This window comes from Agrobacterium tumefaciens str. B6 (genome assembly GCF_001541315.1).
Lineage (GTDB): Bacteria > Pseudomonadota > Alphaproteobacteria > Rhizobiales > Rhizobiaceae > Agrobacterium > Agrobacterium radiobacter.
This window is the reverse complement of sequence record NZ_LMVK01000011.1, coordinates 14,418-29,389: the sequence shown is the minus strand read 5'-3', so window position 1 is coordinate 29,389 and position 14,972 is coordinate 14,418. Positions and strand designations below refer to the sequence as shown.

The window sequence follows — 14,972 nt, the reverse complement described above, 5'->3', positions numbered from 1 at the left end:
CCAGTCAACGAAATACGAACGCAGAATGCAGTACCACGCGCATTATCATGTGGCGCATGTCCACATCGGATGCGGCCTTACCAGTAAGCTAGGTACTGGCGAAATGGCACACAACTAAAGATTTGGTAATTTAATCCACACAGCGCGTTGGACATTTTGGACTGCGGGACTAAGAGGTAGCCATAGGGGATCAGACAGACTTGGCGAAATGATTGGTCAAACCCACAAATTGGACCCGCCGCACCCGGTCGTGATACCGTGCGGCAAGATTTGGCACCACCATGCGACTTGGCACCATCACAAACCTGGCTTATGCCGTGACGCTGATACTGACGACAGTATCAGCCACCACATTCATTTTGTCGGCAAGAAGCGCGTCTCAAGAGCGCGCGACAATCGAGTCTCATCTCGAATTAAACGATCTTGCCGAGGAACTGATGATCATCGCGGACGAGCGCGCCGAAGAGGCACGTCTTTACGTTATGCGAGGCGACGAGCAGCATCTGGCAAAGTTCTATGTCGACGAAGATCAGGAAAACCACCTCGAGAAAGCCTTGGATAAACTCTCCGCGCTCGGTGCCTCGCCGCAGGAAGAAGGATTGTTTCAGGATATACGAAAGAGCGCTGACAGGCTGGATGCGATGGAGCGAGGGGCCATCGCTTCTTATCGCTCCGGGCGCCAGAGTGATGCGCAACAGGTCCTGTTCGGCGACGAGTACTATCAACTGCATACGAGTCTGCTGAATACCGTTGCAAAGGTGAGAGAGACCGTTGCGGCACGCACGCAGGCGACAGTCGACCAGGCCAAAAGCCGAAGTGATTTCTACGGATCTATCGCCAAGGTGATGCTTGCCCTGACCGCACTGATGTTTTTGGCCGTATTGTACTTTGTCCTCAGCAGACGTGTTGCCGCGCCCCTTATCAGAATGAGCAATATCGTCATGCGCCTTGCCCGGCAGGACTACAGTATAGAGGTACCAGACGAAGGGCGACGTGACGAAATTGGAGAAATGAACCAAGCCATTCGCATCTTCCGCAGCAACGGGCTGGAACGGGAACGGCTTGATGCAGAGCACCGCAGGAACCAACGCATCAAGGACCTAATCCTCCAAATGATGCATCGAATTCAGGCGTGCCAGAATCAGGATGAATTGTCCGACGTCGTTGCGAAATTCATGCCGCAGATTTTCCCCGCTATCGCGGGCCGGCTGCTTGTGCTCAAGGAAAACAGTACACTTCTCCAATCGACCGGAAAATGGTCCGACCCTTCGTTTTCCGCGCCCGAGTTTTTGATCGATGATTGCTGGGCTCTGCGTCGCGGACGCCCCCACACCAACAACCCGGACGGGGACGACGTCGTCTGCCATCACCTCCAGGGAAATTTCGGAACCGGTCTCTGTATACCGCTGACCGCCTTGGGGGACACCGTAGGCCTGTTGTACCTCGAAATTCCCGCAAGAAACGAAACGCTGGAGACAGAGCGACTTTATCTGGAACTCCTCGCCGAGAATATTGGTCTTGCCGTCGCAAACCTCCAGCTGCGGCAGCGGCTGCTTGGCATGGCCAGACAGGATGCCTTGACCGGTCTCCTGAACCGTCGGTCTCTTGATGAGGCGCTGAACAGGCATATTGAGAAGCCAGACGATTCACTCGCCTGTCTCATGCTTGATATCGACCATTTCAAGCGCTTCAATGACCGCTTTGGCCACGATGCCGGTGACGCGGTGATGCAATATGTTGCCCAAGTCCTTTCCGAAGCCGTCGGCGAGCTGGGTGAACTATTCCGTTTCGGCGGCGAGGAATTCACTGTGTTGATGCCGGCTGCGGGTATTGAAGATGCCATCAAGGTTGCGGAGAGACTCCGGCGTGCAGTCGAACGCGCGCCATTCAACTATCGCGGTCGCCTGCTTGACCCGGTCACCGTATCCGTCGGTATTGCAACCGCACCGGCGGGAGGGACAGTGAGTAGCGTGCTGGAACGAGCAGACGCCGCACTCTTGAACGCCAAACAGAGCGGTCGCAACAAATGGGTATCGTCCGACGCGATGTGAGCCAAGGGGCTTGGCACAACGAGGCCGTAAATAAACGCCTCATGCCACGGGCGTCGACGGTGCCTGCCAGCGCCCTTTGGAACTCAAAACTGGACACCTGTCCGACCAACGGCAGGCCATGACCTGGAACCCTAAATGCCAAGGACAGCGAAAACGTGCCGTTCGCCCGTCTGTGCCGTGCCGTATGATGGCTTAACCAACATAACGGGCTCCGTGAACTGAAAAATATCGAGATCAGCGGCAATTACCGTGAGGCGCGTGATCCACTCGCGGGCCGAACGCCTCCAAACGTTGTGCAACGCACAAATTTCGGAGGAATAGGCATGAAATTCGGATTTTTAGATACATATCATCCGAAAAAATTCGTCTAAAACTCTCTCAACTCAAGGAGAGAGACCATGACGGACACGACATCAGAATTTGATGGGGCAACAATTGGCCTAGAGGCCGCCGAGCAACCCGCATGGACCGCTGCGACCTGGTTCGCGGTTCTTTCGATGGCGGCCACCAGCTTTGCGCTGGTATCGGCCGAGTTTCTGCCAGCGGGATTGTTGACGCCCATGGCGCGCGATCTTGGCATCACCGAGGGTACGGCCGGGCAGGTTGTTACGGCTACAGCTTCCGTGGGCGCCGTGACGGCCTTGCTGAGCAACGTTCTCATCGGCAAATTAAACCGCAAGAGCGTGCTTGTCGGTCTTAGTGCGCTGGCGATCGGCTCCAACATTCTCGCGTCATTTGCGAGCGATTTCTGGCTATTGTTGGTGGGCCGGGCCGGACTGGGTATCGCGCTCAGCGGTTTCTGGGCGCTTTCGGTTGCGGTTGTTGCACGGCTCGTTGGCGCAAATTCGACCGGGCGCGGCATGGCTATCGTCACCCTCGGCGTTTCGCTTGCCACCATCGCTGCCCCTTCAATGGGCGCCTTGATCAGCGACTGGCTGGGATGGCGCATCGCCATGTCGATGACGGCGGGGCTTGCCGTAATTGCGATGCTGCTGCAAATACTCAGCCTGCCGTCGCTGCCGGCAAGTACGAGCAACAGTCTTTCCGATGTTCTGCGGCTGACGCGGCGGCGCAGCGTTCAACTGGGGATGCTGGCAATCCTGTTGCTGATGACGGGGCATTTCGCCGGTTCGGTCTATGTGCGTCCCTTCCTCGAACAGGTGACGCTGCTTGAGACCACGCCGATTGCCCTCGCCCTGCTCGGCTTTGGCGTCGCTTCGGTGATCGGCAATGTGCTGGGGGGCCGGATGGCTGACACCAGTATCCGCCTCGCACTCATCGTTACCGCCGCCCTGATGGCATTTGCGACGATCGCCCTCGTTGTCTGGGGTGTTCATACCGGTGCCGCATTTGCCCTCGTCGCCCTTTGGGGCCTTGCCTTCGGCATGGCGCCCGTGGTGCTGCCGACCAACCTTTCCCGCGGCGCACCCGACGCCCTGGAAGCAGCAGGCAGCCTGATGGTCGTTTCCTTTCAGGTGGCCATCAGTATCGGTGCGGTTTTCGGCGGCTATATCGTGGATTCCTACGGTGCCACTGCTCCGCTGGCTCTGACCGCGATCCTGGCTGCATCCACGGTCGCTCTGGCCTTGCTGCAGCGTCCTGATTGATTGTTGCCTTTTCCTCCTCGCACCCTTTGGAGGCAAGGCACCTGATTACGCGCAATTGTGCTGGCGTTGCCTGACGCCAGCACGCATGTTTTTAACGCTCCCGGCCCCCCCGCTCTCGGTATCGCACTGTCGTTCCTGCGCATCTGCATGCCGCCACACCGGAAATGTTTCTTGACCGGCGACGCTGGTTTGCTGTCGCAAGCGGCGAAACCACGAATCAACGCGTCGCGGAAAGGCTGATCTCGCCACAGGCTTGATGGGTACATTCCCTGCTACGATCTGATACATAAATGCGGGTTTCATGAAACATGCCGGATACCTGCGGCGCAGACCATTGCCTGATCTTTTTCGGATCAGGCAGGATGTTTCATGAAGAGCCAGATTTTCTTTGCCGTCGTTCTCTCGGTTGCGGGAGCAGGTTTTGGGGCCGCTTATTCGAGCTTTGCGGACACGCCGCCGGAAAACGCCTCTCCCATCTATGGCGTCACTCTTCCCGAAGGATATCGTGACTGGAAGTTCATCGCGCCCGCGCAGGAAGCGCCGCCGCTGGACGAGCTTCGCGCTGTTCTGGCAAATGATATCGCCGTCAACGCCTACAAGAGCGGAACCCTGCCCTTTCCCGATGGCTCGATACTGGTGAAGCTTGCCTATAAGCGGCAGCAATCCACGGAGTTTCCTCCGGCCACGGTGCCGGGAGCAGCAACAACCGTGCAGGTGATGGTGAAAGATTCCAAGAAATATGCCGGCAGCCACGGCTGGGGCTTCGGGCGGTTTGTCAACGGCAAGCCGGTGGATGCCGCACAGCATGAGACCTGTCTCTCCTGCCACGAAGGCAACGTCAAGGACCATGATTTCGTCTTCACGCGCTATGCGCAGTGACGAATGACGGGCTTCGCTTTCGCGGCCGTGCGCCGCTGGCGGCTTTTACACTCGAATACAAATTCACCGAAGCCCCGACACATCAGGGATACGTGAGGCCGGGAAATTGGCGCCATCACCGGGTCGCCTTCGCCGCCCGGAGCCCCGAATTCCTGCCTGAAAGGACAAGATGATGACGTTTCTGGTCATTGCCTATCTCGGAGGGGCGCTGACAATTCTCAGCCCCTGTATCCTGCCCATCCTTCCCTTCGTTTTTGCGCGGGCGGGGCAACCGTTCCTGCGCAGCATGCTGCCGCTGCTTACGGGAATGGCGGCAACCTTTTGCGCCGTCGCGACGCTGGCGGCGGTGGGCGGCAGCTGGGCAATCAGCGCCAATGAATATGGCCGGCTCGCGGCTCTTGCGCTGCTTGCAATCTTCGGTGTCGGCCTGATTTCGCCCCGCGCGGCCAGCATCATCACCCGCCCGGTCGTCGAACTCGGTAACCGGCTCGCCAATGCTGCCGGCAAGCCCGGGTCAGTACCGACGATTGCGGGCTCCCTGATACTCGGCATCGCCACCGGCCTTTTATGGGCACCCTGCGCGGGACCAATCCTCGGGCTTGTCCTGACGGGGGCGGCCCTGAAGGGGGCCAATCTGGAAACGAGCCTGCTGCTTGCCGCCTATGCCGCCGGGGCTGCGACCTCCCTTGCCGTTGCCATCCTCATCGGCGGCCGGGTATTTGCGGGTATGAAGCGGTCTCTGGGTTTCAGCGAGCGGATCCGCCAAGTGCTTGGCGCGGCGGTGCTTGCCGGCGTCACGGTCATCGCGCTCGGTCTGGATACTGGTTTCCTGTCGCAGATTTCCTATGCGAGCACGGCATCCTTCGAACAGCAGGTGCTCGATCGGCTCCGCACCACCAAAGCGCCTGAAGCGGCAACGGCGGCGGGTGCCAGCGCTGCTGCGGCCCGGTCGGAGCTGCCGGTTGAGGGCAAGGCTCCATCCCTCGACGGCGCCGTCGAGTGGCTCAATTCCCCGCCCCTCACGCCTGAACAATTGCGTGGCAAGGTCGTCCTCATCGACTTCTGGACCTATTCCTGCATCAACTGCATCCGCACCATTCCCTATGTGCGGGCCTGGGCAGACAAATACCGCGATCAGGGCCTTGTCGTCATCGGTGTCCACGCACCCGAATTCGCCTTTGAAAAGAAGATCGACAATGTCAGGCAGGCCGTCGCCGGCTTCAAGATCGATTACCCGGTGGCAATCGATAATGATTACAAGATCTGGCGCGCCTTTGATAACAGCTATTGGCCGGCGCATTACCTGATCGATGCCAAGGGCCAGATTCGCTACCACCATTTCGGCGAGGGCAACTACCGGCAGACGGAAGAGGCGATCCAGGACCTGCTGCGTGAAGCCGGTAGTAGCGCTTCCTCCAGTGCCCCGGTGAGCCCGGAGGCGACAGGGGCTGAAGCCGGTGCGGATATCGGGCACATGCGCTCCGGCGAAACCTATATCGGCTACCGACAGGCTGAGAATTTTGCATCCAACGAGGCGGTGCGCGCGGACACGCCGCGCGACTATTCCGTCACGACGCCTTCTCTCAACGAATGGGGACTTTCCGGTACCTGGACGGTTGGCGCGGAGGCGGCCACACTTGATGCGGCTGATGGCGGCATAACCTACCGCTTCAGCGCCCGTGACCTGCATCTGGTCCTTGGGCCGGCAAGCGCCGGAAAACCGGTTCGTTTCCAGGTCACCATCGACGGGCATCCGCCGGGCGCAGATCACGGCGCCGACACGGACGCCGAAGGCAACGGCGTTGTTACCTCAACCCGTCTTTACCAGCTCGTCCGCCAGTCCGGCACCGTCGAAGCGAGAACCTTTGCCATCCGCTTCCTCGACCCCGGCGTGCAGGCCTATGCCTTCACGTTCGGCTGAACCTGCATTTTCCTTCCCTTTCCCATCAAACCAAAGGAAAAACATGATGCACCGTCGTCTCATGCCAAAATTCGCGATTGCCATCGCAACCGCACTGATCGCTTTTGCCGCACATGCGGCGGAGGTGAAGAATATCGTCATAGTCCATGGCGCGCTGGCCGATGGTTCGGCCTGGCGCTGGGCGACAGAGGTCCTTCAAAGCCGAGGTTTCAACGTCACGATCGTGCAGGAACCCATCACTTCGCTTGCCGATGATGTGGCGGCCACCAACCGTGTCCTCGATCTCCAGCAGGGCCCGAGCCTGCTCGTCGGGCACAGCTACGGCGGCATGGTGATTTCGGAAGCCGGCAATCGACCGGACGTGGCCGGGCTGGTCTATGTCGCCGCTTTCCAGCCGGAGAAGGGAGAGAGCCTTCTCGACCTCGCCGGCTCCAAACCGCCGGCCGGCAACGGCATCAAGCCGACGAAGGATGGCGCGTTCCTTTACCTCGATCCAGCCGTCTTTGGACAAGATTTCGCCGGCGATCTGCCGCATGAGGATGCAACCTTCATGGCAAGAAGTCAGGTCTTCGCCGCCAAGGCCGCCTTTGCCGCCAAAGCCGGCGAACCCGCCTGGAAAACCAAAAAAAGCTGGTCGATCGTCGCAACGCAGGACCGGTCGATCAACCCCGAGCTCGAGCGTGACATGGCCAAGCGCGCTGGCAGCACGGTGACCGAGATTGCGGCAAGCCATGCGGTCTTCGCCTCCCAGCCCGATAAGGTTGCAGACGTCATCGAACAGGCGGCCCGGGCATCCTCAAAGTAAGCGCACCTTCGTAAGATCAAATGCAGCCGCCCCGGATGTCGGGGCGGCTGATTGCGTTGGAAGGGCGAGCCAAATGTATCAGTCTGTATCCGGAATGCGCCCTGCTACAAAACCATTCACATTCGCCTCCCTTGGGACACATCGAGGATACACGCACCCCGTTACCTGTCCGGCATCCAACACGGACAGGAGAGATAGCAAATGACTTCCGAGATCAATTTCCAACGCCGCCGCTTCTTCGGCATTGCTGCAATGACGGTTGCCGCCGTCGAATTCGGGGCCACAGGCCTTGCTCATGCCAAGGGCGAAGCGCCTGCGCCTCAGCCGTCAACCGGACGCGACGGAGCGACCTACTTTGGCGCCCTGAAGCAGGTTGAAGCGGGTGTACTCAGCGTTGGTTACGCAGAAGCTGGCCCCGCAGACGGCCCGGTCGTGCTGCTGCTGCACGGATGGCCCTATGACATCTACAGCTATGTCGATGTCGCGCCCATCCTTGCATCGGCTGGATATCGGGTGCTCATCCCCTATCTGCGCGGATATGGCACGACCCGTTTTCTCTCGGACGACACGGCACGCAACGGACAGCAGGCGGCGCTTGCGGTCGACATGATTGCCTTTCTCGACGCACTCGGCGTCAAACAGGCCGTCGTGGCCGGTTATGACTGGGGCGCTCGCACCGCCGACATCATGGCCGCACTCTGGCCCGAGCGTTGCACCGGGCTCGTGTCGGTCAGCGGCTATCTTATCGGCAGCCAGGAAATCAATAGAAAGCCACTTCCGCCCAAGGCGGAACTTTCGTGGTGGTATCAGTTCTATTTCGCGACGGAGCGCGGCCGTGCGGGTTACGCAGCGAACACCCGGGACTTCGTGCGCCTGATCTGGCAGACGGCATCTCCGACCTGGAAATTCAGTGACGAGACCTTCAATCGTTCGGCCCCCGCATTCGACAATCCCGACCATGTGGCCATCACCATCCATAACTACCGCTGGCGGTTGGCACTGGCAGACGGGGAAGCCAAGTACGATAAATACGAGCGCCAGCTTGCGAAACTTCCCGTCATCACCGTGCCGACGATAACCTTGGAAGGCGACGCAAACGGTGCTCCGCATCCAGACCCTTCCGCCTATGCATCGAAGTTTTCCGGCAAATACCAGCACCGCAACATCAGCGGCGGCATAGGCCACAACCTTCCGCAGGAGGCGCCAGAAGCTTTTGCCAGGGCTGTTCTGGACGTCGCAAAGCTTTAAACTTGCCGAAGCCCGCGAACCGTTGTCTTACTAATGTGACAGCGGGGCGCGCGGTAGCGGGCCACTCGAACCGTCCGGACGACGAAGGCATCCAATGGACCATATCGACCATATTCTCGTCGTGGACGACGACAGGGAAATCCGGGAGCTGGTCTCCAGCTACCTGAAGAAGAACGGCCTGCGTACGAGCGTGGCGGCCGATGGACGGCAGATGAGAAGTTTTCTCGACGGCAATACCGTCGATCTCATCGTGCTCGACGTGATGATGCCTGGCGATGACGGGCTGGTCCTATGCCGTGAGCTGCGAGCGGGGAAACACAAAGCCACGCCGGTCCTGATGCTGACCGCCCGCGATGACGAGATGGATCGCATTATCGGGCTCGAAATGGGCGCCGACGACTATCTGTCGAAGCCCTTCGCTGCCCGTGAGCTTCTTGCGCGGATCAAAGCCATCCTGCGCCGCACGCGGATGCTGCCTCCCAATCTGCAGATCAGCGAGGCCGGGCAGCTCCTGACCTTTGGTGACTGGCGCCTCGACACGGTGGGCCGTCACCTGCTCGACAGGGAGGGCACGACCGTGGCCTTGAGCGGCGCTGAATACCGGCTTCTCAGGGTCTTCATCGATCATCCCCAGCGTGTCCTGAACCGGGACCAGCTGTTAAATCTCACCCAGGGACGCGATGCCGAGCTTTTCGACCGGTCGATCGATCTTCTCGTGAGCCGCGTGCGCCAAAGGCTGGGGGATGACGCGCGCGAACCCGTCTACATCAAGACGGTGCGGGCGGAAGGCTATGTCTTTGCGGTGCCCGTGGAGATTTCGGAGCCGAGGATATGAACGGCCCGCGCCTGCTCGCCGGCTGGTGGCCGCGCTCATTGCGGTCCAGACTTTTCATCATCCTTTTTGCCGGCCTCGCCATTGCCTACGGCCTGTCGTTCAGCATTCTCTTTGCCGAACGATATATGTCGGCAAAGGCGGTCATGCTCGGCACTCTGGAGCAGGATCTGGCGGTATCGATCGCCATCATCGACCGCCTGCCTGCGGAAGAGCGGGCGCAATGGGTCCATCGCCTGAGCCGCAGCAATTATCAACTCGTCCTCGGCCCCGGTCTTCCCGGCGTTTCCGACATGTCCGGCCGTGGCGCTGAAATTGCGCAGAGGATCGAGGAAGCCGCAGGACACCGTTTTCCCGTCAGGGTCGAGTCCATTCCCGGCGACGGCAAGCGGCTTCAGGCGCATCTGACGCTGTCGGACGGCTCGCCCCTGACAATCGACGTGACACCGCGCGGCGTGATGCCCCTGGCGGAATGGCTGCCTTATGTCTTCGCCGCGCAGATGGCGCTTCTCCTCCTCTGCACCTGGTTTGCAGTGCGACAGACGACCAGACCGCTCAGCGCGCTGGCTGCGGCAGCCGAAGCGCTGGATCCGGGGGAAAAGGGGTTGCCGATGAGTGAGAGCGGCCCAAGCGAAGTTGCCCACGCCGCCCGCGCGTTCAACGCCATGCGCGATCGCGTCGCGCAATATCTCGAGGAGCGTGTCCAGATTCTTGCGGCGATTTCGCACGACCTGCAGACGCCCATCACCCGGATGCGGTTGCGGGCCGATATGGCAGACGATACGCCGGAAAAGGAAAAGCTGGTCAGTGACCTGCGTGAAATCGAACGCCTGGTGCAGGATGGGATCGCTTACGCACGCAGCGCTCACGGCAATGGCGAAAAATCCTCCCGTATCGATCTGGCCTCTTTCATCGACAGCATCGCCTACGACTATCAGGATACCGGAAAAGCCGTAACAGTTGCCGGCATGGTGCGCGGCACCGCGTCGACAAAGCCACATGCATTGCGAAGAATCCTGACGAACTTCATAGATAACGCCCTCAAATTCGCCGGCAGCGCCGAGATTAAAGTGGACCGGCGTGGTGAAGGCACCGTGGTCATCACGGTGCTCGATCGGGGGCCGGGCATCCCCGACGAGATGCTGCAAAATGCCATGCAGCCTTTCTTCCGGATTGAAACATCGAGAAACCGCGACACGGGCGGAACAGGTCTCGGACTGGCGATCGCGCAGCAGCTCGCCGGAACGATCGGCGGCTCGGTTCGCCTCTATAACAGGCAGGGCGGCGGGCTTGCGGCCGAGGTGGCCTTTCCCTGACAGGGATGCGGGTCGACGATAACCAGTGACAAAGCGCCGATACTTTTCGATACAGTTTCGCAGTTTCCGGAAACATGCCGGATACGCTGATCCATCACAAAGCTCCTATCACGAAACGCCGCAGCAGCGGCAAATGAAAGGAGCCTCCCATGACCAAGATCGAAACTGTTCTTTATACCGGCAAGACCCACACGACCGGCGGGCGTGACGGATCGGCGCAAAGCGATGATGGCGCGCTGGGCATCAAGCTCTCGCCTCCGGGCAGCGGAAAGCCGGGCACGAATCCCGAACAGCTTTTTGCAGCCGGCTGGTCGGCATGTTTTATCGGCGCCATGACAAAGGCGGCGGCGAAACGCCAGCTCCGGCTTCCCGCCGACACCGCCGTCGATGCGGAAGTCGACCTCGGCACGACGGGCGGCGAGTTCTTCCTGCAGGCTCGCCTGTCGGTCAGCCTGCCCGGGATCGATCGTCCCGTAGCACAGGCCATCATCGAGGATGCCCACCAGATCTGCCCCTATTCGAAGGCAGCCAGGGGGAACATCGATGTTACGCTCAAGCTCGCTTAAGCCGATTGTTTCCGCCCGTGCGTTTGTCGTCGCCATCGTGTTTGCGGCGATATTCGCAGCACCATGCGTATATGATGCTACATCCGACGAGCCCTCGCCGCTTGCAGGACTTCTGGGCGCAGTTTCATCGATGTGACCACAAGGGACCGGCCCGGCGCCCGCCGCAGCCGTTTTCGCGTCTCAACTTCTTCCTGCCATCCCTCTGATCAACTCAAGGAAGCCTGCCTGCTCCCCATGCGGCGCGCCTCCAGCGCGTTCCGCGGCGGCCAGACGAGCCGGATTTCCAACCATCTTAAACGAGGCCAGATCAATGCGATCAATTGAACACATCTATGTCGACGGTAAATTTGTGGTGCCAGACGGCAATGAACGGCTGGACCTTTTCAATCCGGCAACGGAAGAAAAAATCGGCGATGTCCGGCTTGGCAACGCCGATGATGCAAGGGCCGCAGTGGAAGCCGCGAAACGCGCTTTTCCCGCCATGGCAACATCCACCAAGGCGCAGCGTATCGATATGCTGCGCAGCCTGCGCGATACGATCGCAGAGCGACCGGATGAGCTCACGCAGGTCATGACCGAAGAATACGGCGCGCCCGCTTATTTCACGGCTTTCTCCGTTCAAAACGCAGCGTCGATTTTTGATGTTATGGCTGAGACCGTGGCGAACTACGACTTTGACCGGGTCGTGGGCAAAAGCACGGTCACGATGCTGCCGCGCGGCGTTCTCACCGCCATCACGCCCTGGAACAGCAATTTCGGTTTTATCGCCACCAAGCTTGCGCATGCAATCGGTTCAGGCTCGTCCCTCGTCATCAAACCGGCCGAACAGAGTGCGTTTCAGACGGATATTCTGGTGAGAAGGCTGCATCGGGCCGGCCTGCCGGCAGGGGTTTTCAACATTGTCAACGGCACGGGTCCGGTGGTCGGTGCGGCGCTGACGCAGGATCCCGACGTTGCGACCATCAGCTTCACCGGTTCCACCCAAGCTGCAAAGATCATTCAACGCGCGGCTATCGACGGCATGAAAAGAGTGGTTCTGGAGCTGGGAGGAAAAGCACCCACCATTATCCTGCCGGATGCCGACCTCGACAAGGCCATACCTGTCGCCCTGATGTCGGGCTTTGCGAACAGCGGCCAGGCCTGCGTCGCGGGTACCCGCATCCTGGCTCCGCGGTCCCGTCTCCCCGAGATTGCCGAGCGGTTGAGGATGGCGGCTGAAAAATTCAAAGTTGGCGATCCCCGTGATCCGGAGGTTCGGGTAGGCCCTCTCGCCAGCCTTGCCCAGTGGGAGAGGATTCAGACTTACATCCGGCTTGGTGTCGAAGAAGGAGCAACCCTGCTGACAGGCGGAACCGGACGACCGGCCGGGATTGAAAAAGGATGGTTCGCCCGCCCGACAATCTTCGCAGATGTCACGAACGAAATGCGCATCGCCCGCGAAGAAATCTTTGGTCCCGTCCTGTGTCTTCTCGCCTATGAAGACGAAGATGAGGCCGTCGAAATCGCCAATGATAGCGACTACGGATTGCAGGCCTATGTGCTTGGATCCGACCTCAGACGTGCCGAACGCATCGCCGCAAGGCTTATGGCCGGCCGCGTCGTCATCAACGGCGCACCGCATGATCCTCGCGCGCCCTTCGGCGGTTTCAAGCAATCCGGTATCGGCAGGGAGATTGGTGCCTTCGGTCTCGACGGCATGCTCGAACCGCGAGCCGTTCTCACCCCGTAACGCGAGAAGTCTGCAGCGCCGATCCCGGCGCACTCCCGTTCTGCTTCAGGCCGACTTTGTATCCACAAGTGTCAGCCGTGCGAAAACCGACGTTTGGTGACGCAACAGCAGGTCGAAAGAAACAGCCGGGATACGATCAACATCTACCTGTTTCGGACGCGAAATGGTCGCGGAACACATCGATATGGAGAGAAATATGACCGACGTCCTTCACCCTGCAAAAGGCGGAAACAACACCGCGATTGTCCTTGGGTCTGCAATGACCGTGTTGATGGCCTTCACTCCTGCCTTGGCAGTTGAGACTGTCAAACCCCCCCAATCCGAAACCGCCTCTGCCGACGACAGCATTCGGCCGTTCCAGGTTCATGTCGATCAGTCACAGATTGACGACCTCAAGGCGAGGATCAGGAATGCGCGCTGGCCGGATAAGGAAACCGTTGGCGATATTTCCCAGGGCATCCAGCTGGCGCGGGTTCAGGATCTCGTCCGATACTGGGGCAGCGACTATGACTGGCGAAATGCCGAGAAAGAACTCAACGCATTGCCGCAGTTCATCACCACGATCGACGGCGTCGACATCCACTTCATTCATGTCCGCTCACGCCATCCCAACGCCTTGCCTGTCATCCTCACCCACGGCTGGCCGGGTTCAATCTTCGAGTTCACAAAAGTTATCGGCCCGTTGACGGACCCGACCGCTTATGGCGGCAAAGCCGAAGACGCGTTCGACGTGATCATTCCCTCCATCCCCGGCTATGGTTTTTCAGGCCATCCGACCGATCTGGGCTGGGGACCGGACCGTGTTGCTCGCGCCTGGGACACCCTTGTGAAGCGCCTCGGCTACACGCGTTATGTTTCCCAGGGCGGCGATCATGGTTCGGTCATTTCCGATGCGCTTGCCCGGCAGGCGCCAAAGGGTCTGCTCGGCATCCATCTCAATATGCCGGCCACCGTTCCCGGTGCGCTCATGAAAGCCATCAACAGCGGTGATCCGGCCCCTGCGGACCTGTCTGCGCCGGAACGAAATGCCTATGACTCGCTCAAAGAGTTTTTCGGCAGGAACGCTGCCTATGGCGCAATGATGGTCACAAGACCCCAGACGATCGGCTATTCCCTGTCGGATTCACCTGTCGGTCTCGCATCCTTCATCTACGAGAAATTCGCGCAATGGAGCGACAGCAATGGCGAGCCCGAAAGCGTGCTTTCCAGGGATGAAATGCTCAACGACATCACGCTCTACTGGTTGACCAACAGCGGCGCGTCCGGCGCGCGCTTCTATTGGGAAAACAACAACAACAACTTCAGCGCGGACGCCCAGAAAACCAGGGACATCAAGATCCCCGTCGGCATCACCGTTTTCCCGAAGGAAATCTATCAGGCTCCGGAGAGCTGGAGCAGGCAGGCCTATCCATCGCTGACCTATTATCATCAGGTCGATCATGGCGGACATTTCGCCGCCTGGGAGCAGCCCGGGATTTTCTCAAGAGAGCTTCGTGACGCTTTCAGAAAGCTGCGCTGAGAGACGTCATTCTGGAAGCGCGGTTCCCGGGCCGCGCTTCACCACATCCTCGTGTTGCTGTCCGATTTAACGCTTGGGCGTTTCTGCACCAAAAAAGCCGTCGCTCGACACCAGTCGAGGAACGGCTTTTTCCGTATCTGAGGCCAGAAGATTTCAGGCCGCAACCGCGACACGTTCCGCCATCCACTGATCCAGCGCAGATCGCAGCATTGATCCGGACACGGCGTCCGTGGAGGCGATCCTGATCAGGTATTTTGCGGCGTCAACGGCTATCGAGCAGCCGATCGGCAGGCGGTTCTCTGCGCAGAACTCATTCAAAACCCTGCGGATCGACAGAAGCGACACTGCGTTGGTCATCTCGGATCTCCATCATGAATAACGATATTGCGTCACTTGATGGAGAAGCGTTGTGTCGAGAGTTTTCCATCGAAACCGAAAACGGTACCTCGATGTAGTCAGACTGGTTGCTGATACAATAAGCTACCGTCGAGGACGGCGA

General features: G+C 59.6%; 12 protein-coding genes. 11 read left to right on the top strand and 1 reads right to left on the bottom strand.

Annotated elements, in window-relative coordinates; all coding sequences use genetic code 11:
- Nucleotides 1-281 precede the first annotated feature (281 nt).
- From ASB65_RS09700 to ASB65_RS09650, 11 genes are all read left to right on the top strand, one after another.
- The gene (locus tag ASB65_RS09700) at nt 282-2,051 is read left to right on the top strand and encodes a diguanylate cyclase (protein ID WP_060723825.1); all 1,770 of its coding nucleotides are present in this window, start codon (nt 282-284) and stop codon (nt 2,049-2,051) included.
- 398 nt (nt 2,052-2,449) lie between these two features.
- Nucleotides 2,450-3,658, top strand: a complete 1,209-nt coding sequence (locus tag ASB65_RS09695; protein ID WP_060723824.1) for an MFS transporter — start codon at nt 2,450-2,452, stop codon at nt 3,656-3,658.
- A gap of 369 nt (nt 3,659-4,027) precedes the next feature.
- Entirely contained in the window at nt 4,028-4,537 is a 510-nt protein-coding gene (locus ASB65_RS09690) for a cytochrome P460 family protein (RefSeq protein ID WP_003508332.1), read from the top strand.
- 172 nt (nt 4,538-4,709) lie between these two features.
- Nucleotides 4,710-6,458 (top strand): cytochrome c biogenesis protein DipZ, encoded by a 1,749-nt coding sequence (locus ASB65_RS09685; protein ID WP_060723881.1) that lies wholly within the window; start codon nt 4,710-4,712, stop codon nt 6,456-6,458.
- Nucleotides 6,459-6,504: 46 nt separating this feature from the next.
- A complete protein-coding gene (locus tag ASB65_RS09680) occupies nt 6,505-7,263 on the top strand; it encodes an alpha/beta hydrolase (RefSeq protein ID WP_060723823.1) in 759 nt (252 codons plus the stop codon).
- Nucleotides 7,264-7,464: 201 nt separating this feature from the next.
- Nucleotides 7,465-8,511, top strand: coding sequence for an alpha/beta fold hydrolase (locus ASB65_RS09675; RefSeq protein ID WP_060723822.1), 1,047 nt, complete (start codon nt 7,465-7,467; stop codon nt 8,509-8,511).
- 94 nt (nt 8,512-8,605) lie between these two features.
- Nucleotides 8,606-9,346 (top strand): response regulator, encoded by a 741-nt coding sequence (locus ASB65_RS09670; RefSeq protein ID WP_060723821.1) that lies wholly within the window; start codon nt 8,606-8,608, stop codon nt 9,344-9,346.
- Nucleotides 9,343-10,659 carry an ATP-binding protein gene (locus ASB65_RS09665; RefSeq protein WP_060723820.1) on the top strand — a complete coding sequence of 439 codons (1,317 nt, stop codon included), beginning with the start codon at nt 9,343-9,345 and terminating at the stop codon, nt 10,657-10,659. Before ASB65_RS09670 ends, ASB65_RS09665 begins: the two co-directional genes overlap by 4 nt.
- Nucleotides 10,660-10,808: 149 nt before the next feature.
- Nucleotides 10,809-11,225 carry an organic hydroperoxide resistance protein gene (locus ASB65_RS09660; protein WP_060723819.1) on the top strand — a complete coding sequence of 139 codons (417 nt, stop codon included), beginning with the start codon at nt 10,809-10,811 and terminating at the stop codon, nt 11,223-11,225.
- A gap of 310 nt (nt 11,226-11,535) precedes the next feature.
- On the top strand, nt 11,536-12,954 hold the full coding sequence (locus ASB65_RS09655; protein ID WP_003508316.1) for an aldehyde dehydrogenase family protein: 1,419 nt from the start codon (nt 11,536-11,538) through the stop codon (nt 12,952-12,954).
- A gap of 196 nt (nt 12,955-13,150) precedes the next feature.
- Nucleotides 13,151-14,473: an epoxide hydrolase family protein gene (locus tag ASB65_RS09650; RefSeq protein ID WP_060723880.1), complete on the top strand. Its 1,323-nt coding sequence runs from the start codon at nt 13,151-13,153 to the stop codon at nt 14,471-14,473.
- Between the two features lie 153 nt (nt 14,474-14,626).
- On the opposite strand, the gene ASB65_RS09645 is transcribed toward ASB65_RS09650, so the two are convergent.
- A complete protein-coding gene (locus ASB65_RS09645; RefSeq protein ID WP_003508314.1) occupies nt 14,627-14,830 on the bottom strand; it encodes a hypothetical protein in 204 nt (67 codons plus the stop codon).
- Nucleotides 14,831-14,972 lie beyond the last annotated feature (142 nt).